The 20,989-nt window shown below is 67.8% G+C and carries 14 protein-coding genes, 3 tRNA genes and 1 pseudogene; 13 read left to right on the top strand and 5 right to left on the bottom strand.

The window, feature by feature from the left end; translation table 11 throughout:
* Window positions 1-44: 44 nt before the first annotated feature.
* Window positions 45-362 carry a YtxH domain-containing protein gene (locus ACFWEP_RS15695; RefSeq protein WP_387370487.1) on the bottom strand — a complete coding sequence of 106 codons (318 nt, stop codon included), beginning with the start codon at window positions 360-362 and terminating at the stop codon, window positions 45-47.
* Window positions 363-567: 205 nt separating this feature from the next.
* Between ACFWEP_RS15695 and ACFWEP_RS15690 the strand changes: the two genes are divergently transcribed.
* The 3 genes from ACFWEP_RS15690 (at window position 568) to ACFWEP_RS15680 (ending at window position 1,062) form a co-directional block, all read left to right on the top strand.
* Window positions 568-640: transfer RNA gene (locus tag ACFWEP_RS15690), tRNA-Asn, on the top strand.
* 5 nt (window positions 641-645) lie between these two features.
* A tRNA-Asn gene (locus ACFWEP_RS15685) sits at window positions 646-721 on the top strand.
* A gap of 264 nt (window positions 722-985) precedes the next feature.
* Window positions 986-1,062: transfer RNA gene (locus ACFWEP_RS15680), tRNA-Ile, on the top strand.
* A 215-nt stretch (window positions 1,063-1,277) separates the two neighbouring features.
* On the opposite strand, the pseudogene ACFWEP_RS15675 reads toward ACFWEP_RS15680, so the two are convergent.
* Window positions 1,278-1,969: pseudogene (locus ACFWEP_RS15675) on the bottom strand (IS630 family transposase); the annotation flags it as partial.
* 365 nt (window positions 1,970-2,334) lie between these two features.
* Between ACFWEP_RS15675 and ACFWEP_RS15670 the strand changes: the two are divergent.
* From ACFWEP_RS15670 to ACFWEP_RS15625, 10 genes are all read left to right on the top strand, one after another.
* A complete protein-coding gene (locus ACFWEP_RS15670) occupies window positions 2,335-5,991 on the top strand; it encodes a DEAD/DEAH box helicase family protein (protein ID WP_387370485.1) in 3,657 nt (1,218 codons plus the stop codon).
* Window positions 5,988-7,475, top strand: a complete 1,488-nt coding sequence (locus ACFWEP_RS15665) for a restriction endonuclease subunit S (protein WP_387370483.1) — start codon at window positions 5,988-5,990, stop codon at window positions 7,473-7,475. Before ACFWEP_RS15670 ends, ACFWEP_RS15665 begins: the two co-directional genes overlap by 4 nt.
* Window positions 7,472-9,058, top strand: coding sequence for an N-6 DNA methylase (locus ACFWEP_RS15660; RefSeq protein ID WP_387370481.1), 1,587 nt, complete (start codon window positions 7,472-7,474; stop codon window positions 9,056-9,058). Before ACFWEP_RS15665 ends, ACFWEP_RS15660 begins: the two co-directional genes overlap by 4 nt.
* Window positions 9,059-9,136: 78 nt before the next feature.
* Complete coding sequence (locus ACFWEP_RS15655; protein WP_387370479.1) at window positions 9,137-10,651, top strand: class I SAM-dependent DNA methyltransferase; 1,515 nt, start codon at window positions 9,137-9,139, stop codon at window positions 10,649-10,651.
* 796 nt (window positions 10,652-11,447) lie between these two features.
* Window positions 11,448-11,765: a hypothetical protein gene (locus ACFWEP_RS15650; protein WP_387370477.1), complete on the top strand. Its 318-nt coding sequence runs from the start codon at window positions 11,448-11,450 to the stop codon at window positions 11,763-11,765.
* Between the two features lie 659 nt (window positions 11,766-12,424).
* Entirely contained in the window at window positions 12,425-13,936 is a 1,512-nt protein-coding gene (locus ACFWEP_RS15645) for an MFS transporter (protein WP_387370475.1), read from the top strand.
* Window positions 13,933-14,484: a TetR family transcriptional regulator gene (locus ACFWEP_RS15640; RefSeq protein ID WP_387370473.1), complete on the top strand. Its 552-nt coding sequence runs from the start codon at window positions 13,933-13,935 to the stop codon at window positions 14,482-14,484. The genes ACFWEP_RS15645 and ACFWEP_RS15640 overlap by 4 nt, the downstream gene beginning before the upstream one ends.
* Window positions 14,485-14,762: 278 nt before the next feature.
* The gene (locus ACFWEP_RS15635; RefSeq protein ID WP_387370471.1) at window positions 14,763-15,095 is read left to right on the top strand and encodes a hypothetical protein; all 333 of its coding nucleotides are present in this window, start codon (window positions 14,763-14,765) and stop codon (window positions 15,093-15,095) included.
* A 360-nt stretch (window positions 15,096-15,455) separates the two neighbouring features.
* On the top strand, window positions 15,456-15,833 hold the full coding sequence (locus tag ACFWEP_RS15630; RefSeq protein ID WP_387370469.1) for a hypothetical protein: 378 nt from the start codon (window positions 15,456-15,458) through the stop codon (window positions 15,831-15,833).
* A 181-nt stretch (window positions 15,834-16,014) separates the two neighbouring features.
* Complete coding sequence (locus ACFWEP_RS15625) at window positions 16,015-16,752, top strand: ATP-grasp domain-containing protein (RefSeq protein WP_387370489.1); 738 nt, start codon at window positions 16,015-16,017, stop codon at window positions 16,750-16,752.
* 34 nt (window positions 16,753-16,786) lie between these two features.
* On the opposite strand, the gene ACFWEP_RS15620 is transcribed toward ACFWEP_RS15625, so the two are convergent.
* From ACFWEP_RS15620 to ACFWEP_RS15610, 3 genes are all read right to left on the bottom strand, one after another.
* The gene (locus ACFWEP_RS15620; protein WP_387370467.1) at window positions 16,787-17,305 is read right to left on the bottom strand and encodes a hypothetical protein; all 519 of its coding nucleotides are present in this window, start codon (window positions 17,303-17,305) and stop codon (window positions 16,787-16,789) included.
* Between the two features lie 141 nt (window positions 17,306-17,446).
* Window positions 17,447-20,014 (bottom strand): ABC transporter permease, encoded by a 2,568-nt coding sequence (locus tag ACFWEP_RS15615; RefSeq protein ID WP_387370465.1) that lies wholly within the window; start codon window positions 20,012-20,014, stop codon window positions 17,447-17,449.
* Window positions 20,011-20,874, bottom strand: a complete 864-nt coding sequence (locus ACFWEP_RS15610; RefSeq protein WP_387370463.1) for an ABC transporter ATP-binding protein — start codon at window positions 20,872-20,874, stop codon at window positions 20,011-20,013. Before ACFWEP_RS15610 ends, ACFWEP_RS15615 begins: the two co-directional genes overlap by 4 nt.
* Window positions 20,875-20,989 lie beyond the last annotated feature (115 nt).

Raw genomic sequence — 20,989 nt, 5'->3', positions numbered from 1 at the left:
CCCCCGCGGTGTGCGGGGGCCGGAGGCGGTCGGTGCGGGGCGTGTCAGGTGTTGGTGGTGCCCCAGTCGTCCTCGACACCGTTGTGCCCGGCGCGCTCCCGGAGCGAGCGCACCCGGTCGGCCACCGAGGCGGGGACCCGGCCTTCGACCTTCTCGCCCACCTTCACGCTCACCGAGTGGTACGCCTTGCCCGCGTACTCCCGGCCGCTCTGAGCGGCGGACTCCACGGTGTTCCGTACGGCGGGGTTCTCGGCGACCTGCCGGGCGGACTTCTTCAGCTGCTCGTAGCGCTCCCGGCCGGCCCGTGTGCCGAGCACGTAGCCGAGAGCGAGGCCGGCGATGAACGTGAGCCGGTACCGCATGGCAGTCACCCTTCGTTCTGCGTTCGCTGCGTGGGACGTTCGCTGTGCGGGACGTCTGCTCCCCGCCTACCCGGAGGCGCCCGAGATCACCCCGGGGCATACCGATTGGCGAAGCACCCCCCTGCTTGCGCTAATGTATGTGTCGCAGCGAGAGCGCGCCGCCCGGCAGTAGCCAGGCAGGTACGATTTCGAGGCAACGCAGCAATCCCCTGTAGCTCAATTGGCAGAGCAGCCGGCTGTTAACCGGCAGGTTACTGGTTCGAGTCCAGTCGGGGGAGCGCGGTCCCCTGTAGCTCAATTGGCAGAGCATTCGGCTGTTAACCGGAGGGTTACTGGTTCGAGTCCAGTCGGGGGAGCCAACGGAAGAGGACCCTTCGGGGTCCTCTTCCGCGTTGTGGGCCTCTCCGTGGGCCGCGTGGTGGCCCACGTCACCCACCGACCGCCCCGAGCCCCTCCGGTACCTCTCCCGTGACACGTTCGGGTTGCTTTCCGGCGGCCCGGAACCGGGCAGCACGCAGCGCGGTCCTCAAGATCAAGCGAAGTCGACCAGCCGCAGCGAGAGATCGTATGACCGGCTATGCTGCGGCAGACGGCGCGCACACTTGTACGCGCCACGCCGAAACGGGGCGGTAGCTCAGCCGGTTAGAGCAGCGGACTCATAATCCGTCGGCCGTGGGTTCGAGTCCCACCCGCCCCACCAGTTTTATCCTGCGGAAACGTTCTGACCTGCGGAAACTTGAATTGACGGCTGTGTTCCGTGCGGTACTAGCCGCGCACCGTGCGGTATGACCCGCTGTCGCAGCGTGTCAGATCACTTCAGATGCCTCTGACCTGGCCATTTATGGTGCTGCCTGGGGGAGCGTCGCGGCGCGGTCCCACCCGCCCCACCGTGTGGTGCTGTTCACAAGCGCCGTATCAGGCAACGTTTGCCCTATCGACGATGGCGCGAAGGCGGTGGTCGTCGGCGTGGCGGTTTCGCCAGGTGATCTAGCGGCGGATCATGCTGCCCTGCTCGCTTGTGATCGGCGTAATCGGTGCTGTCGAGGGTGAAGTAGCGCAGGGCGGTGAACTGGACTTCGATGCGGTTGAACCATGAGCTGTCAGTCGAGGTGTAGGCCCGCCCAGGTGCCGACCCTCTGACACTTCTTCGTGGGCAGGTGCGGGGAGAAGTAGTCACTGACGGTTGCGATCCGGACCGGGGCGGGTACAGGCAAGGTCTCCAGCGCTTGCGGCGGAGTTCGCGGTCGGGGTCCTTGTACTTGCCTCCGCGTTCGGCCCACTGTCGGCCCGAGCGCGGCAGAAGATTGAGTGGCCCGAACTCGTCAAAGAGGAAGGCTGCTTCGGGCTCGCTGTCCTCGGGGATGACCTCGGCGTTGGCGATCGCGTGGAGGTGCTCAACGCGGGTCCCCTTCGCCGCGTAGTCAGCTTCTTTGGGGGTGTTTCAGGTCTTCGCGTTGAAAGGAGACGCCCTCCTCACAGAGCAGGAGGCGCAGGCCCCAGTGGCTGGTGTCGTCGACTACTCTCCCGGCGACCAGGAGATCCGCCAGCTTGGTCAGACTCCAGGTCGAATACGGCAGATCAAGCTCGGCTGGCTTGGACCTCGCCACGCAGCCAGAACCGCTGCGAGCGGAGTTGTCGGCGCCAGCATCGCATCAGCCCTCGGCAGCGCCTGAAGAAGGGACCTGGACACTTCCTCATAGCTCGGTCGAGGGGGCGAACATTGCCTGCCGCGGCACTAGTTATCGGCAGCCGGTCGCGCTTCCCCGCTGGAGGGGTGACTCCGATGACGCAGGTAGCCGCGGGTTTCGCACCTGTCGTAGGAAACCTTAGCGGCATGGAGGTCTGCCGCGTTAGGGTCCATTGAGGATCACGCAGACGTACTGGTGAGAGACGTGGACTCCATCGAGGCTTGAGCGCCGGGTGCGGTCCACTCGGAAGGCGGATGGGTCACATGAGTGCAGGTGGTTCTACGGTGGACCCCAGACTGGTACGCCTCGCTCAGCAGTCCAGGAACTTCGGTTTCCTCCTGCCTGACCTGCCGCTTCTCGTGGCCTACGGGGCCGCTGCTGAGAGCCACGTCTTCGAGGATCCCAATACCTCCCTGATCAAGTCGCGGCAGTTCGGCGAAGCCCTTGCGGAGGAGCTGGTGAGCCGGGGCCGGGTTCGTGTAGAGGGAAGTACTCAGTTCGACCGTCTCAAAGCCCTGGATCGGGAGGGCTACCTTCACGGTGACGTCGGTGACGCCTTCCACGAGGTCCGCACGCTCGGCAACGACGCCAATCACAAGGGCCACGACAGTGCCGAAGACGCCTTCCGTGCCTTGCGGACGTGCTTCCGTCTCGGTGTCTGGTACCACCGTCTGCTCACCGGATCCCGGGAGCAACTCACCTTCGTACCGCCGAGCCCTGACCGAACGCCAGCCGCCAGGAACGCCCGGCTAGCGGACGATATCGCCGCTGCCCGCAAGGCACTCGAAGAGGCCCGGCTGAGCTACCGGGATCAGGCATCACAGGCGCAGGTCGAGCAGGCTGCGCGAGCCGCTGCCGAGCGCGAGCTCGCCCAGGCCCAGGCCGAGCGCGAGGAGTTGGCCCGCCAGGTCGCCGCTATGCAGGCTCAGCTGGCGGCCATCGAGACGGCGGCCGACCAGGAGCGCGCTCACCGGCACCGCGCCGATGCCACCAGCACAGCCGCAGCCTCGGCTGCGGTGGCAGAGCGCGCTCGCTTGCTTGACAACGCGGAGCAGGCATCCCGAGAGCCCCTGACCGAGGCACAGGTCCGTTTCAAGCTCGACGAGATGCTGGCGCAGGCCGGCTGGTACGTCCAGGACGCCGCATCCGGCCTCAACCTCCACGTACAGGGTGACCGGCGCGGCAGCGGTGTGGCCGTACGTGAGGTGACCACGGCACGGGGCCGAGCCGACTATGCCCTATATGTAGAGGCGAAGCTCGTCGGCGTCATTGAGGCCAAGCGAGAAGGCGCTGACCTCACAGCAGCGGAAACTCAGGTCAATGGGTACGCCGACCATCTCACCGACGCACAGCAGCGCTTGGTCGCCTGGCGCACCCCACTGCCGTTCCGGTACGTGAGTGATGGCGGCGAGACTCGCTTCCGCTCTACTCTCGATCCGGATTCCCGTACGCGCCGGATCTTCTCCTTTCACCAGCCACGTACCCTGGCACGCTGGATGCGCCAAGCTGACGAGGACCCGCAGGCTCCCAGCTACCGCGCTCGGCTGCGGCTTCGGATGCCCGAACTTGATGAGCGCCCCTTGCGCCCCGCTCAGATCACCGCCGTTCAGGGGGTGGAGGACTCTGTTGCTCTCGGCAGGGGCCAGCACGGCATGGGGCAGTCCCGTTCTCTCGTTCAGATGGCCACCGGCGCGGGCAAGACGTTCACAGCGGTCACGTTCTCCTACCGCATGCTCAAGCACGCACGCGCTGAACGGGTGCTCTTCCTCGTCGACCGCAACAACCTGGGCGCACAGGCCTTCGCGGAGTTCGAGAACTTCACTACCCCGGATACCCAACGCAAGTTCGCCGACCTCTTCAACGTGCAGCGGCTGGGTGCGGAAGGGATGCTCGCCTCCTCGAAGGTTGTCATCTCCACCGTGCAGCGCCTCTATATGGAACTCACCGGCCGTAATCTTCCCGACGCGGCCCCTGAGGGTGAGGGCGAAGAAGCGGACCTGCCGTACGACGTGCCCGGCGACATCGAGGTCGGCTATAACGCCACCATCCCCCCCGAAGCCTTCGACCTGATCGTCGTCGACGAGTGCCATCGTTCCATCTACGGCAAGTGGCGCTCGGTTTTGGAGTACTTCGACGCCCCGATCGTCGGTCTCACCGCCACCCCGATCGCCCAGACCTTCGGCTACTTCAACGGCAACCTGGTCAGCGAGTACACCTACCGGGAGGCGGTCGCTGACGGAGTCAACGTCGACTTTTCCGTGTATGAGATCGAGACGCGGATAACCGGCCAGGGCGGGGTCATCGCGCAGGGCACGGTCCCGGTCCGCGATCGTCGGACCCGTCGTCAGCGGTACGAGGACATCGCCGAGGACATCGAGTACGGCGCGAAGGAGGTCGGCGTCGGCATCATCAGCAAGGACCAGCTGCGTACGGTGATCCAGACCTTCAGGGACCGGCTGTTCACGGAGATCTTCCCGGAACGGGCCAAACGCGATCCGGAAACCGGCGCGCTGCTGTGGGACGAGATGTACGTTCCCAAGACCTTGGTCTTCGCGAAGAACGACAATCACGCCGAAGAGATCGTCGAGGTCATCCGTGACGTCTTCGGCAAGGGCAACGACTTCTGTACCAAGATCACGCATGCGGCAAGGAAGCCGGCCGAACGGCTCGCCGACTTCCGTAACCTCCCCCAGCTCCGTATCGCGGTCACCGTCGACATGATCGCCACCGGCACCGACGTCAAGCCCCTCGAATGCCTGATCTTCCTGCGGGACGTCAGGAGCTGGGCCTACTTCGAGCAGATGAAGGGCCGAGGCGCACGGACGCTCTCCCTCACCGACTTCGAACGGGTGACACCCGGGGTGGGCCCCAAGACCCGCTTCGTCATGGTGGACGCAGCCGGCGTCACACGAAAGCCGAAGGTCGACGCGGCCCCGCTGGAGCGTCACAGCGACAAGCAGATTAGCTTGGAGAAACTGCTCCGCAAGACCGCCGCCCACACGATCGAGGAGGAAGAGGTCTCCACGCTCGCCTCCCGCCTCGCCAAGCTCGACCTTCAGATGACGAGCGAGGAACGCGCCGAGATTGAGCGGATCAGCGGTGGTGTCCCGCTGAAGAAGATCGTCCACGGCATGGTCAAGGCGGTCTCGACCGATGAGCAGATGGAAGCCCGGGAGGCGGCTGGGCGCGTCGGGCGGGACCCCGAACGAGCGGTCCGCGACCTCATCGAGCATGCGCTGAAGCCACTCGCCGCCGCACCGGCACTGCGTACGAGGCTCCTGGAGATGCGCCGCGCCAAGGACATCCTGTATGACGAGAACAGCCGTGACGCGCTGGTCCGGGCGGGCGCGGCCGTCGACGACGAGGAGAGTGCACAGGCCACCGTCCGCGACTGGAAGCAGTACATCGACGACAACCGCGACGAGATCGCGGTTCTGACTATCGCCTTCGGCGCCGACTCCGAAGTCCCACCCGCCGCCGCCCTACGTCGCCTCCAGGACGTGGCACGGAGCGTTGCCCGTCCGCCGCGCTCCTGGACCCCGGACAGTCTCTGGAAGGCGTACGAGAACGTCGGCGAGACGCTGGTACACAAGCGCGCCAAGCGCACCGCCGCCGACCTCCTCGCCCTCCTGCGCTACGAACTCGCCGGCGGCGCTGAACGTGGAGCTCCGGCTCCTCGCCCCCACGAAGAGGTTGTACGGGAGCGGTACGCGGCTTGGCTCGCCCGCCAGGAACAGTCCGGTGTCAGCTTCAGTAAGCGCGAGCGATGGTGGCTTGACCACATCGTCGGTGCGACCATCGAGCGTGTACGCTTCGACACCGCCGACCTTGACTACGCCCCGTTCACGACACGCAACGGAACGGACGGATTCCTCGCTGAATTCGGAGCGAATCGGGCGGAAGAAATTATTGACGAACTGGACAAGGAGCTGGGTGCGTGACGGACTCGGGCGCGGGAGAACCGGTAGAAAACGCGCCAGGGGAAGGCCTGCCGGAGGGATGGGTTCGGGCGCGAATCGGGGATCTGTGCGACGTTAATCCCCGAGCGTTTGACGAGGAACCTTCCGATGATGACCTGATCTCCCAGGTGCCGATGGCCTTTGTTGAAGCGGAATCAGGTCGCATGGACGCGTCGACGCGGGTTCGGTTCGGCGAATTCAAGAAGAAGTCCCTGACCAGGTTCCAGGAAGACGATGTTCTCTTTGCGAAGATTACGCCGTGCATGGAGAACGGGAAGATCGCTAAAGCACAAGGCCTGATTGGCGGTCGAGCGTTGGGGAGTACCGAGTTCCACGTGCTTCGCAGTGCCGGGGGTGTTCTTCCTGAGTATCTGACGCATTATCTCCTTCAGCGAAACGTGCGACGTATCGCTGAGCAGCACATGTCTGGTGCAGTCGGGCAGCGTCGAGTTCCGCGTCCTTACCTGGCAGGCCTGGAAATTCCTGTTCCGCCTCTCCCTGAACAGCGCCGAATTGTCGCGAAGTTGAACGAACAGCTTACCCAGATTGAGGCTGGTGAGGCCTCGCTTCGCGAGGTGGAACGCCTCGCAGGTGAATTCTCGCGGGCTTTGCTACGAGAGGCTTTTAGTGGCCGTCTCGTGGCGGATGACTTTTCGGAAGGAAAAGCCGAGGAGCTAGTTTCAGGGGAGGCTAGATCTTCCTCTGCGGCATGGGATATTCCCGACAGTTGGATTTGGAGTCGGCTCGGCTCACTGTTTCGCGTTTCGGTGGGATCGACTCCATCTCGCGGGAATCCAGATTTTTGGAGCGGGGACATTCCGTGGGTAAGTAGCGGTGAGGTATCATTCAAGAGGATCGGCGAGACGCGAGAGTCTATTTCGATAGAATCAATCTCGAAACCGGAAAATAGGATTCATCCTCCTGGGACGGTGATGCTTGCGATGATTGGAGAAGGGAAAACTCGAGGGCAGTCTGCAATTCTCGACATCCCTGCCGCACACAATCAGAACTGCGCCTCAATCCGAGTTTCCGATACTAAAATTCTGCCAGAATTTATTTATCAGTTTTTGGTTTCAAGGTATGAAGAGACGCGAACGTACGCGTCCGGGGGGAATCAGCCAGCCTTGAATAAGGCGAAGGTTGAACGGATCCTTGTGCCCGTACCGCCTCTTGGGACGCAGCGTCGAATCGTGGAAAAGCTGGCTGATCTTGAGCAGGAGAGGGCGGCCCTCAGGGCAGTGTTGACTGAAAGCAATAAACAGGCATCCGACCTCCGCGGTGCGCTCCTCAACGCTGCCTTTACTGGAGTTCTCGTCCCCCAGGATGCCACCGACGAGCCTGCTTCCGCCCTCCTCGACCGTATCCGCGCCCAGCGTCAGGCAGCCGTCAAGCCCGTAGGTAAGCGCGTTCTCCGCAAGACCACCCGCAAGCCGGCCTCCTCGGGCCAGGAAGACCTTTCCCTGTGAGCACCGCCGTGAGTAACGACAAGCAGGTCACCCGGGCTCAGGCCCCGGCTATCGCCGTCCCCGCGCCGGTACCGACCTCCACCCTCGTCAACCGTCTCTGGTCGTACTGCGAGCTACTGCGCCACTCCGGCGTCTCGACGCTCGATTACGTCGAGCAGCTCACGTACCTTCTCTTCTTGAAGATGGCCGACGAGCGCGCCAAGCGCCCCGCCAAGTTCCGCCGCAACGCCCCTGAGGCCCCGCTCGTCCCGGAGGGCCGTGACTGGACGAGTCTGACCACCCGGTCCGCCGAAGCGCTGCTAGATCACTACGAGTTCATCCTCAAGGACCTCGGCCAACGTGGTGGCACGATGCTTGGCGAGGTCTTCACGAAGGCAAGCAACAAGATCCACGAGCCAGCCATCTTGGAACGCCTGATCAAGGATCTGATCGACCCGTATACCTGGACCACCGAAAACCAGGACCTCAAGGGCGATGCCTACGAAGGTCTCCTCCAGCGTGGCGCGGAGGACCGTAAGACAGGTGCGGGGCAGTACTTCACCCCGCGTCCCCTCATCGATGCCATGGTCGACTGCGTCCAGCCGAAGATCGGCGAGACGATCACCGACCCGGCCTGCGGCACCGGCGGCTTCCTTATCGCAGCACACGCGCACATCGCCACCCGCTACGAGGACGAGCTGTACGGCGACGAGGGCCGCAAGCTTCAGACCGGGTCCATCACCGGTTATGAGCTGGTCCGCGAGACCGCCCGCCTCGCCCTGATGAACATGCTGCTGCATGGCATCGGTACCTCCGCGGCCAAGCCGCTGATCACCATCCAGGACTCGCTAGCCAAGCCGATCCACAAGCACTACGACATCGTGCTCGCCAATCCGCCCTTCGGCGTCGGCTCGGTGACCGGCGAGGCGTACACCGCTCGTACCGATTTCTGGGCGCCCACGACCAACAAGCAACTCAACTTCATCCAGCACATTTACAATTTGCTGAAGACCAACGGGCGTGGCGCCCTCGTCCTCCCCGACAACGTCCTCTTCGAGGGTGGTGCGGGTACCACTATCCGCCGCAACCTCCTTGACCTGTGTGACGTGCACACCCTGCTCAGGCTTCCGACCGGCATCTTCTATGCCAATGGCGTCAAAGCCAATGTCCTATTCTTTGACAAGACGGGCCAGCGCTCCGGAGGCCGCCCCGGAACCCGCCAGCTCTGGGTCTACGACTTCCGCACCGACCAGCACTTCACCCTCAAGCAGCGACAGCTACGCCGTGAGCACCTTGACGACTTCATCGCGGCCTACCACTCCGGTGGTTCCGACTTTTCGGCGCGAAAGCCCAGTGAACGGTTCCGTGCGTTCGATTACGATGAGTTGATCGCTCGCGACAAGGTCAATCTGGACTTGACGGTGCTTCAGTCCGCGTCCTCCTCCGACACGGTCTTCGCGTCCCCCGACGTGATCGCCCAGGAGATCGTGGATGAACTGGAGACGGCTCTGGCCCAGTTCACCGCAGTAGCCCGTGGGCTCAAGCCGAGTGCACTGGCCGTGGACGACAGCATCACCCAAGGCGAAGAAGCACCAGAGCGGTAGGCCGCCGTCACCCGAGCGGGGCGATGGGGCCCATGAGGCTCAGGCCCGCTCGGGGCACGACGGAAGGTAGGGCGAAGCATGACGGTGGGGCGGGGCGTCAGCCGGGGAGCGGCGAGGGAGCCGCAGGAAGGCGACTGGACGAGCAGGCGGATAACCGATCGCCTGTGGAAGTTCTACCGGGAGAAGACCAGCACCAAGGCCCTGACTCGCCTTGAGTTTGTCGAGCACATCGCCTACCTGCTCTTCCTCAAGATCGACCATGAGCACACCCTGCGTCCCGGGCGGTTCGCCAAACTGCCTATCGCCCCGGCAGGCACCTGGCCCAAACTCACCGACCTCAATGGCGAGGACCTGCACACCTTCCTCACCCGCCTGTTGCGTGAGCTCGACGCGCCCAACCCGGTCGACCCGCGCAGGGCCACCGCGAGCGTCCTCTTCTGTGACGCCCAGGCCTGGAACATCGACCGGATGTCCGAGCTCAGACGCCTCATCGTCGAGGAGTTCGCCCCGTACCAGTGGACCGCTGTCCCCCAGGGCGCCCTGGGCGAGGCGTTCTCCTCCATGCTCGCCGAGTGTCGCGAGGACTTCCTCACCAAGCGGCAGACCGGGCAGATCCTCACCCCGCCGCCGCTTCTCGCCGTCGTCGCGAAAGCGCTCGCCGTCACGGGCGAGGACAGAGTGATCGACGCGGCCGGCGGCCTCGGCAGCACGCTCATCGCAGCTCACCGGGAGATGGCCGCCTCCGGCACGTACGTCGACTCGACGGCCATCGCGGCCGCCGACATCGACGCCCAGATGTGCCGGTTCGCCACTATGAACATCCTGCTCAACACCGGACGCGTCCTCTCGGACATGCCGCCGGTCTTGCGTGCCGACTCCCTCAAGGTCAAGGGCGTCGCCACCCGTCGGTACCACCGGGACGTGGCTGCGACCGTGGCCATCTGCAACCCCCCGTTCAAGAGCGGCGACATCGTTCCCGACACCGACCAGCGCGACGACTTCTGGGCGCAGAAGGCGGACCTGCCGACCAACTTCCTTCAGCACTTAGCCATCACGCTGCCCCAGGGCGCACGGGCTGCGGTCTTTGTCCCCGACGGTGTTCTCTCCGGTAGCGGTGCCGCTGCCACCGTCCGCGAAGCCCTGCTCAGGAACTGCGACGTCCACACCCTGCTGCGGCTCCCCACCGGAATCTTCCACGGCACCAACTCCAAATCGAACATTCTCTTCTTCACCAAGTCCGTTCCCCGACCAACCGGCGAGTCCGCCACGCGCGAGCTATGGGTGTATGACGCCCGGACCGACAACCATCACACGGATACCGGAAGGCCCCTCAGGGAGGACGACTTTGCGGACTTCCTCGCCGCCTACCGGCCTGGCGAGAGCGACCATCGAGGGCGCATCCCGTCTCCGCGCTTCCGCCGGTACCCGGTGGATGAACTTCTGGAGGGGCCGAGTGTCAGCCTGAACCTGAAAGCCAACCTCGCCGCGGCCCTTGACGATTTCGGGTTTCCTGGAGAGATCGCTTTGTCCATCGCTGACCACCTCGACGAGGCGGGCAAGCGCTTCCGCGCGGTGGCGGAGAGCCTCGCGTAAGGATGGTCGAGGTTCCGGCCGGGGAGCCAGCCATGCCACTGGGCAGTTCTCTTGCGTAGGGTTGCAGCCGCGCTCTGTGGCGTGGTTGGGGAGAAAGCGTGCCCAAGCCTGATCCGGAAAGGTGCCACCAGGACGTCGTGCGGGATGCGAGGGGCCGCGGCGGACAGCGACGACGCACATGGCCCGGGACGACCATTCAGGAGAGCGCGGAACTGTGCGAAGCCCTGGTATCCCGCTCCCGGGCGCGACACCCCGGCCGACTCTGCTCGTAGCAGAGCGTGACTGTGGCGTACAGGGGGAGAGGCGGTATCGGAGCCGGCAGCATGCGCCACGGGTGAGCCGTGCGGTTGGCTGCCTTGCAGCGAGTGCGCCGGGTGGCCGTCTCCTACTGCAGGGACAGGGGTTGCCCCGTGGCCGTGCGGTACGTACCGCACGGCACCGTGGTTGACGGGGATCGAGGAGAACGGAGCGGGACGCAGCAGGATGCGAATGTCCGCCTCTGTGGCGTTTCCGCAGGTGAGAGGCATCACGCTTTTGGGTTCGAGTCCCACCCGCCCCACCGAGCGTCCCCAGGCAGAATCGTTCTGACCTGGGGATTCGTGTTTTCCGGGGGCGTTTCGCGTGGGGCGGAGACCGCACGCGCGGTGTGGCGAACACGGGTGTCCGTAGGTCTGAGATGAGGTCTGACGGGTGCACCGAGACCATCCAGCCCACGACGAAGTCGGCACCAGGCCCCGCTACATCTGAGGTGCCGCCCGCTCGAAGCGTCAGGAAGCTGACCAGGTTGGACGGCTCCATGGCGAGACGGAAGCGGGAGAGCAAGAGGCGGCCTCCCTTCGGTATGCCGAAGGGCATCGTCCTGCTCGCGACGCCGGAGGGCTGGCGCCACAGTGTCCTCACCGTGGACGGCGGGATGCAATGCGGGCGCCTCGCCGACGTTCCGGTCAACGCCGACCCTGCCGAGGCACGGGCCGCCTCGGCGGCCCTGGTGGTGGGACTCGCGCACGACTTCCACGAGGCGCGCGTCGGTGTGACCTGGGATCCGCCTCGGGAACCCGGGACCTGGACCGCCCGGGTCACCGTTGTCGCGTCCTGGCCGAACGCCTCTGGTTGAACGACAAGTTCAGTGCGTGTCCCGTGTCCCCGGGGTCGTCCGTACCTCTCGGAGCGGATCGGTCCGGACCGAGCCCGACCGTGCGCACCGGGTGGGATCAGGCGGACGGCCTCCTGCCTCCTGTGTCGCACAAGGGCAATGGACGGGTCGTCGAAGCATCGTTCCCGCCATTCGTATCGTTCCTGTCATTCGTGAACGGGGATCCGCGCGATCGCCCCTCTCGTTTCCGCCACGCCTCAGGTACCACCTTCCGCGCTGCTTCGCGCCATGTCGCGCATGCGAGGAAAGCTCTCGGGGCGCGACCGCCGTCGAGGGGCCGGCGAAGAGCGGTGTGGGAGCGCCGCGGGCCCCGCGGGCGGGCGGCGACGCCCGGGCCGGCGAGGACTTGTCTGGACGAGCCTCCGACCGGCCTGGTACGGAGCATCGGCGCCACCCCGAAGATCGCAATGTCGGCGAGTGGCATCCCGTTCCCCGGCGAACTGCTGCTTCTCGGCGCGATGCGGGCGGCCTCGGCGCTCGACGGGGCCGAAGCCGCGGGGCCGGTGCTCGTGGCGGGCGGTGGTTGCGGTCGTCGCCTCGTAGTCGGCCGTGCAGGGCGTTGCGAACACATGTCATCATCTGAAGACATCACTTGATGACAATCTCGGGAGAGCATGCCCATGAACGCCCCTCGTGCCACCGCCGACCTGCGACAACGGGCCCTGGTCCCGGTACTGGTGTTCATCGGCACGGTGGTCGCGGTGATCAGCAGCCTCGGGGCTCCGCTGGTGCCGACCATCGCCGAGGTGGACCACGTGTCCCTGTCCGACGCCCAGTGGTCGCTCACGGTCACCCTGCTCGTCGGATCCCTGGCCACCCCCGTGATGGGGCGCATGGGCGACGGCCCCCACCGGCGGCGGGTGGTGCTGGGAGCCCTCGCGACGGTGCTGGCCGGCAGCGTGCTGGCCGCGCTTCCCCTCGGCTTCGGCTTCCTGGTCGCCGGGCGCGGGATGCAGGGAGTGGGCCTCGGCCTCGTCCCGTTGGCCATCGCCACCGCGCGCGACGCCCTGCCGGGAGGGCGGTCGCGCTCGGCGGTCGCGATGCTCTCCATCACCACCGTGGCCGGCGTCGGACTCGGCTATCCGCTCACCGGACTGATCACCCAGACCATCGGCGTCCATGCCGCCTTCTGGTTCGGCGCCATCATCAGCGGCCTCGCCCTGCTCGCCGCCGCCCTGGTCGTACCGCAGGCGGGCGGACGGGAAAAGCGGCCCCTGGACGCCCCCGGGGCGGCGATGCTCGCCGTCGGACTGGCCTCGCTGCTGCTCGCGCTGAGCGAGGGCGAGATCTGGGGCTGGACCTCGGCCCGGGTGCTGGGCCTGGTGATCTTCGCGCTGCTGCTCCTGACCGGCTGGGGTTTCCACGAACTGCGCACCGCCCATCCCCTGGTGGACCTGCGGACGCTGCGCAACCGGTCGGTGCTGACCGCGAACCTCGCCGGCCTCATAGCGGGTGTGGCGATGTACATGATGATGTCGCTGATCACCCGCTTCGCCCAGACCCCGGCCTCCACCGGCTACGGTTTCGGCACGTCGGTGCTGGTGACCGGGCTGGTGCTGCTGCCCTTCTCGGCCGCCAGCGTGGCCTCGAACAAGCTGGTGCCGCTGCTGGTCCGGCGGACGTCCACGGCGGCGGTGCTGCCGATCGGCTGCGGGATCTCCCTGGTGTCGATGGTGTTGTTCCTCTGCGCCCGGGGCAGTCTGTGGGAGCTCTTCGTCATCATGGGCGTCGCCGGACTCGGTGTCGGCTGCACCTTCGCTGTGATGCCCGGACTGATCGTCAACGCCGTGCCCGCGCACGAGACCGGCAGCGCCATCAGCTTCAACCAGGTGGTGCGCACCATCGGTTACACCACCGGCAGCGTCGTCAGCGCGGTCGTCCTGGAGGCGCACACAGCCCCCGGCCGGATCCTGCCTGCGGACAGCGGCTACCAGGCCGCCGCCTGGCTGGGCTGTGCGATCTGGGTGGTCGCCGGGATCGTTACGATCGTCCTGCCCGGACGGGCCCGGGCAGGGGAGTCCGGGGCGACCGCCAAAACCGTGGACGAGGAACTGTTGATGGAAGAGAGCATCGCCGACGCCGAGAGCGCCGAGGACAGCGTGACCGCGGTACCGGGCGGACCCGTCCGGTGAGCGAGGGCAGGCGGCGGGACGCCGCCCGGAGTCGGCAACTGCTGCTGGAGGCGGCTGCCGGCCTGTTCGCCGAACGTGGCTTCGACCGCAGTACCACGCGGGAGATCGGTGAGCGTGCCGGTGTGGATCCGGCCTTGATCGCCCGTTACTTCGGGGGCAAGGCGCAGCTGTACCTCGCGGTGCTCGACCTGGACCGTGCGGGCGTCCGGCCGGCCGACCTGTTGGAACCCGAGCGCAACCGCGGGCTGGTGAGTGGTGTGGACCTTCGCGGTCCGGGGCCGATCTTCCGTTCGGCGGTCGACCCGTTGAAGGAGCCGAGCGTCCGGGATGCCGCCACGGAGCAGCTCCAGTGGCGTCTGGTGGAGCCGTTGTGCGAGCGCTTCACCCGCGAGGGTCTGGACCGGCCGCGGTTGCGGGCGGAGTTGGCGGTGGCGGCGTTCGTGGGCATCGTGCTGTGCCGCCACGGCGGCACCCTGGGAGCACTCGCCGGGGCCGACCCGGACGAACTCGTCCCCCTGGTGCTGGACATGCTCGGCCAGGGCGCTTGAAGAGGTCGCCGGCGGGCGCCTCGCCGAGACCCTGGCCTCCTGCGTCCCGCCGGGGTCGTCGACGAGAAGCCCCGGCCGGCCGCCGGCCACTGCCTCTCCTCATGCCGAGCGGCCCGTCCTCTCGGCTCGGTGCCCACCATCAGATGTGAGGCGCGGGGCCGGACGTGTGCGAGGGTCGACCGGCCGGCGCGGCCGACGAACCGTGAACCTGGCCGACATGGGCAACCACGCACCCAGCGGCGGACCGGCAGGACCAGGGTGCCACGGAGGGATTCCACATGGGCGTAGTGCTCGTCCGCGTACTCACTCTGCCCACGGTGATCCTCGCGGGGTGGATCGCGTCCTGGTGGGGAACCCGGCGCCTGCGGTGGATCGGGCTGTCCGTCGGAGCCGCGGCCTCCGTGGTCTGCGCCGTCATCGGCCGGGACGCGATGGGCCCACGGACGGACCCGCACGCCCTCGGCTGCTCCTCGGCCTTGGAGTGCACGGACCTGCGCCCGGTCTTCGTCATCGCGTCCGGGCTGCTCGGGTTCGTGTCCTGTCTGGCGCTGGTGGTCCTGACGCTCGTGGTCGAGTACGTCGTGCGCGTCCGGAGGAAGGAGCGGGTCTGACCCGGGCCTCTGCGAGGTCGTGGGCGCTGGGATCCCCGGACCAGCTCGGAACGGCCGGCCCGCACCGTGCGCCGATCCCGGCCCTGCCGGCCCAAGCGCGTCCGCCCGGCGGTGGGACGGCACCGGGTGCGTGCTTCCGCCCGCCGCACGTTCGTCTCCCGGGGCCGCTGGTCACGGGCGGGGTGCAACCGGCGTGGCTCGTCCGACGTCTACCTGGTGAGCAGGGAGCCACAACTCCGGTTCCTGGGAGCTCATTTGGTGATCAGCTGCTTGCGTCGCGCCGCAGGGCCACGTCCTGGTCCCGCCGTGGACGACGTCCGGCGCAGCGGGTCGAACGATCGGTAGATCTCTGGAGGTTCGATGAAACCCGTCATCCGAAGGCTCGCGAGCTTCGTGGGCGTGGGCGTGGCTGTCGCGGGGATGTCCGTGACCGGCGCGTCCGCGGCTCACGCGGAGGCGCCCACCCACGGTTGCCCGTATCCGTACGTCTGCTTCTACCTGAACAACAGCGCGCTGCTCGCGGGTACGCCGATCTCGATGTTCAAGGACGTCACCAGTGGCTATCAGGCCGTGACGCCCAGGCCGCACTACGGGGTGGTGAACACCCGGAACGACGACGTGGTGTACCTGCGGCTCCAGGACGGCACCTCGATCTGCCTCCCGCCGAACACCTCGACCGTGTTCGCCAACGCCTTCAGCGTCACCGGGATCCGGATCTCGTCCAGCGCGACCTGCTGAACCTCCTGCGGGGGCGCCGACCTACGGCGGCGTCACGTCACGCCTCCTGGAGGAGCACCGCACCGGATACCGCCCGCTGGTCCGACGCGAATGATTCGGGCACGACCTGGTGCGGCTGCTGGTCCGCGGGGCGCAGGAGGGAATCGCGGTGCTGGTCATGCCTGGGCGGCGGACGTCGACGATGGAACTGCTGGCCGTCGAGTCGGCGGGCCGGGGTATGCCGGTCAGGGCGGCGGAGGAGCCCGGCCTGGCAGGCCCTGCGTACTGGTACGGGGGACCGGTCGCGGGTGCGCGGCTGGCCGGCCGGCTCGCCACCGCGTTGCTGGAGCCGACGGACGGCTGGCTCGCCGAGCTGCCGGAAGAGTTCACCGGCCGCCGGATACGGGCGGGGACCCTCGCGGACGCGTGGGCGATCGACCGGCCGACGTTCGTCAAGCCGCCCCGTGACAAGTCCTTCCCCGCCGGCGTCCACACCGACGGCTCCCGGCTCCCTTCCTCCTTGGACCCGGCAACACCTGTGCTGCTGTCCGAGGTGGCGACCTTCGCGGCCGAGTACCGGCTGTTTCTGCTGGACGGCCGGATCGCGACGGCGAGCCGGTACGCGGTGTTCGGCCGGCTGGACCCCCGCCCGCTCGGTACGGACCGCGCCGACCGGGCCACCGCCGCGCGGATCACGGAGTTCGCCGACCGGTTGGCCGCCGCAGCCGGGGGCACGCTGCCGAGTGCCGTGGTCGTGGACGTGGGGCAACTGCTGGACCCGTACCGCCCAGGTCACCGCTGGGCCGTGGTGGAGGCCAACATGGCGTGGTTCTCACACGCCTACGCGGCCGACCCGGCGCGGGTGCTGGACGTGGTCCTGCGGTCGGCCGGGCCACGCGAGCACCTGCGGCCACGGGATCTCGCCTTCGTACGGCACTGACCGGCCCTGCGCGCACCGGGGCGGCCCTGGCCGGTCAGAACGCCTGGATGTACACCCGGGTCGTACCGGAGTCCAGTGGGAGGAGGTGGATCTCGATCCACTGGACCTCGCTCCGGCGGCTGTCGCCCACGCAGGGCGGGCAGACCCCGGCCCAGCGGACACCCTTCTCGCTCCGGGGCTCGGCGAGGCCGAGGTGCCCGAAGAGATCGGTGGGGGATGAGAGGTCCTGCTTCCTGGCGCGCAGGGGCTGCTCGGGACGCAGGTCCTCCGCCACCCCGACCGCTGTCTTCTCGTCGGTCACGAAGGAGAGCAGGTAGACGTCCTCCTGCGGATTGATCTGCACGGCGCCCTTCACCTCCGTCGCGCTCTCGGGCAACGCCACCTTCATGAACGCCGATGCTTCCGGAGCGCCCATGTCCTTCCCCCAGTGCGAGGCGCGCCCGTCCGTCGTCCGCCGGTCGTCCCCGCCGCCGCTCGAACAGGAGATGAGCAGCAGCGCGGCGGCCCCGGACACCGCCGACAGAGCCGGCCGAAGGGTGGATCGACGGTTCATCGGATCTCCTCGTCATGTGTCGGTGTCCGGGGGCGGTCGTGCCGACCTGGCGGCGGCGTCGGTGTCCGTGAGCACCTGGAGTCCGGTGATGTGACGTGTCATGACCAGCTCCGCCACCCCCGGCACCCCGCGGACAGCCTTTCACTCCGTGGCGATGGCCTTCAGGACATTCATCCGCCCGGCGCGGAAGGCCGGGAAGAGCGCGGCCAGCAGGCCCACCACCGCGGAGCCGAGGAAGACGACGCCGATGGTGGTCCACGGGATGCTGAGCACCCCCAGCCCGGCGAGGGCCAGCAGCTTCTGCGCGGTGACGCCCCAGCCCAGGCCCAGGGCCACGCCCAGGACCGCGCCGAACAGGGCGATGACCACGGACTCCAGGCGGACCATCCGGCGCAACTGGCGCCGGGAGAGTCCGATGGCGCGCATCAGCCCGATCTCGCGGGTGCGTTCGACCACCGAGAGGGCGAGGGTGTTCACCACTCCGAGGACGGCGACGATGATGGCGAGTGCCAGCAGGGCGTAGATCATGTTGAGCAACTGGTCGAGCTGCTGCTCGACCATGTCCTTGTAGGCGGCCTGGTCCCGGACCTTGACCTGCGGGTAGTCGGCGGTTGCCGCCTTGAGCGCCGCTGCCGCTCGGGCCTCTTGGCCGGGCCGCGCGGCGGCGAACATCATGTTGTTCAGCGGGAATTCGGCGGCCGGCAGATAGCGCCTGGCCTCGTCGATGTTCATGTACATGGCGCCCTTGTCGAACACCGTGTCGTCGGAGGTGATCGCTCCGACCGTCAGCTGGGCCGTGGTACCGCCGGCGAAGGCGACGCCGAGCCGGCTGCCGAGGGTGACCCGGTGTTCCGCCGCCCAGCCCTCGGGCACCGACATGGCGCCGGGGGCGTAGGCGTCGATCAGCCGTCCCCGCACGGTCTTGGCCCGGAGATCTTCGGTGTAGGACGGCGATCCCGCCGCGATCTCCGTCTTGTCCCTGGTGCCGTCGGGGGCGATGACGGTCGCGGCGACGTCCGTACGGTCGGTGACGTGGGCCAGATGTCCGGCCGCGTGGACCGCCTCGGCGGCGGCCGGGCTGATCGGGTCGCCGTCGCCCACCTGGATGATGAAGTCGGCGCCGACGGACCTGTCCATCTGGGCGGTCGCCGAAGCGACCATGGAGTTGCCGACCACCGACAGGCTCGCGACCAGCGCGAGACCGACCATCAGCGCCGCCGCGGTCGCCCCGGTACGGCGCGGGTTGCGCAGCGCGTTGCGCTCTGCCAGCCGGCCCACCGGGCCGAACACACGCAGGACGAGTGAGCCCAGTACCCGTACGACGAGCCCGGCGAGCAGCGGACCGACGACGACGAACCCGACCAGTGTCAGCAGTACGCCGATCGCGAGCAGCCCGGAACCGGCCGAGGTCGTGGACGCGGACGCGGCCAGCGCCAGGGCGGTCCCGCCCGCCGCGGTGAGGAGCGCGCCGACCACGGAACGGACGCGTCCCGCGCGGGCGTCGGCAGGGGTTCCGGCATCGCGCAGGGCGGCCATCGGAGAGATGGCGCCGGCCCGGCGGGCGGGCAGCATCGCGGACACGACGGTCACCACGACACCGAGGGCGAGACCGATCAGCGGGGTGGCGGCCTTGATCGTCAGGTCGGCGGTGTCCAGGTGCATCCCCAGCACGCCCATGAGCTCGATCAGGCCGACGGCGAGGCCGATGCCCGCGCCGATCCCGGCCACCGATCCGGCGACGCCGAGCAGCACCGCCTCCACCAGTACCGAGCGGTTGACCTGTCGGCGGCTCGACCCGACGGCCCGCATCAGCCCGATCTCGCGGGTGCGCTGGGCGACCAGCATCGAGAAGGTGTTGACGATCAGGAAGATGCCGACGAGGACGGCGATCCCGGCGAAGCCGAGCAGTACGTACTTCATGGGATCGAGGAAGGAACCGATGTCCTGCTGGTTTTGGGCCGTCTTCTCGGCGGCGCTCAGCACCTGGAAGTCGGGGCCGCCCAGGGCGGCCTCGACCCTCGCCTTGAGCTGGTCGTCGCTGATCCCGGGCGCGGCGTCCAGGGCGTAGTCGGTGTACGCGGTGCGGTCGCCGAGGAGCACCCGCTGGGCGGTGGAGGTGTCGAGGTAGACGACGGCCGCACCCGGGTTGGTGGTCTTGTACGTGGCGATGCCGCTGAGGGTCACCTCGGCGTCCCCGGGTGCGGCGATGACCCGGAGCGAGTCGCCGAGGGCCAGGTGGTGCTCGGCCGCGGTGTCCGCGTCGAGCACGGCCTCACCGGGTGTGGCCGGGGCGTGGCCGGAGGTGATGTCGACGGACTTGGTCTGGTTCGGGTTCCAGTTGGTGACGACGGTCGGCGCGCCGGTGTCGGAACCGATGTCCTGGCCGTGGCTGTCGGCGACGGTGGCCTGCTGGCTGCCGACCCCGGGCACCACCCGGGCCACACCCGGGACCTTCTCCAGCTCCGCCCGGAGCGAGGCGGGCACGGAGGCCGGTGTTCCGGTCTGCTGCTGGTCGTCGGTCTCCGGCGGGCTGACGGTGACGTCGGCGGAGCTCGTCGCGAAGAGCTTGTCGAAGGTCGTGCTCATGGTGTCGGTGAAGACCAGCGTGCCGCAGACGAAGGCCACGGACAGCAGTACGGCGACCGCCGACAAGGCCATGCGGCCCTTGTGCGCGAGGACGTTGCGCAGGGAGGTACGGAGCACGGTCACGACGTCCTGCCCCGGGAGTCGAAGGACTTCATCCGCTCCAGCACCGCGTCGGCCGTGGGCGCGTGCATCTCGTCGACGATCCGTCCGTCGGCGAGGTAGAGGACCCGGTCCGCGTAGGAAGCGGCCACCGGGTCGTGGGTCACCATGACGATGGTCTGGCCCAGGGCGTCGACCGAGTGCCGCAGGAAGCCGAGGATCTCGGCGCCGGCCCGGGAGTCCAGGTTCCCGGTCGGCTCGTCACCGAAGATGATCTCGGGACGGGCGGCGAGGGCCCGGGCCACGGCGACCCGCTGCTGCTGCCCGCCGGACAACTGCGTGGGACGGTGCGTGAGCCGCCCGGCCAGTCCCACCGTCTCCACGACGAGGTCCAGCCACGCCTGGTCCGGGGTGCGGCCCGCGATGTCCATCGGCAGGGTGATGTTCTCCAGCGCGGTCAGCGTCGGGAGCAGGTTGAACGCCTGGAAGACGAAGCCGATGCTGTCACGGCGGAGCCGGGTCAGCCGTTTGTCGCCGAGCTTGGTGATCTCGGTCCCGCCGACCCAGGTCTTGCCGCTGGAGACCGTGTCCAGACCGGCCAGGCAGTGCATCAGCGTGGACTTGCCGGAACCCGAGGGACCCATGATCGCGGTGAACTGCCCCCGGGGAATGTCGACATCCACCGCGTCGAGCGCGACCACCCGGGTCTCGCCGTCGCCGTACGCCTTGGTCAGCCCCCGCGCACGCGCGGCGAACGGCGAACGGGCTTCGCCGTCCCGGGCCGCGGTACTCGATACGGACGTCTTCACTTGTGGTCTCCTGAAACTCGGCACGGGCGGTTTCCCCGTGTTCCAAGCCTTCCGGAGCGCACCTCGCCGAACCATGGGGCGAAGCACCGGATCCGTGGTGGGGATAGCCCCCCACCGGGCCGTGGAGACAGCCCGCACGGTCCGCACGGGCGCGGCGGCGGCACGCCCGGTACGACGGCAGGGCCCGGAC

It is taken from the genome of Streptomyces sp. NPDC060198 (assembly GCF_042728415.1).
GTDB lineage: Bacteria > Actinomycetota > Actinomycetes > Streptomycetales > Streptomycetaceae > Streptomyces.
This window is presented reverse-complemented; position numbering and strand designations above follow the sequence as displayed.

Excerpts from the sequence above, each read along its gene's own strand:
- ACFWEP_RS15655 (WP_387370479.1), top strand. The coding sequence starts at position 9,137 with ATGACGGTGGGGCGGGGCGTCAGCCGGGGAGCGGCGAGGGAGCCGCAG.
- ACFWEP_RS15650 (WP_387370477.1), top strand. The coding sequence starts at position 11,448 with ATGGCGAGACGGAAGCGGGAGAGCAAGAGGCGGCCTCCCTTCGGTATG.
- ACFWEP_RS15695 (WP_387370487.1), bottom strand. The coding sequence starts at position 362 with ATGCGGTACCGGCTCACGTTCATCGCCGGCCTCGCTCTCGGCTACGTG.
- ACFWEP_RS15645 (WP_387370475.1), top strand. The coding sequence starts at position 12,425 with ATGAACGCCCCTCGTGCCACCGCCGACCTGCGACAACGGGCCCTGGTC.
- ACFWEP_RS15610 (WP_387370463.1), bottom strand. The coding sequence starts at position 20,874 with ATGGTTCGGCGAGGTGCGCTCCGGAAGGCTTGGAACACGGGGAAACCG.
- ACFWEP_RS15625 (WP_387370489.1), top strand. The coding sequence starts at position 16,015 with ATGGAACTGCTGGCCGTCGAGTCGGCGGGCCGGGGTATGCCGGTCAGG.
- ACFWEP_RS15635 (WP_387370471.1), top strand. The coding sequence starts at position 14,763 with ATGGGCGTAGTGCTCGTCCGCGTACTCACTCTGCCCACGGTGATCCTC.
- ACFWEP_RS15620 (WP_387370467.1), bottom strand. The coding sequence starts at position 17,305 with ATGAACCGTCGATCCACCCTTCGGCCGGCTCTGTCGGCGGTGTCCGGG.
- ACFWEP_RS15630 (WP_387370469.1), top strand. The coding sequence starts at position 15,456 with ATGAAACCCGTCATCCGAAGGCTCGCGAGCTTCGTGGGCGTGGGCGTG.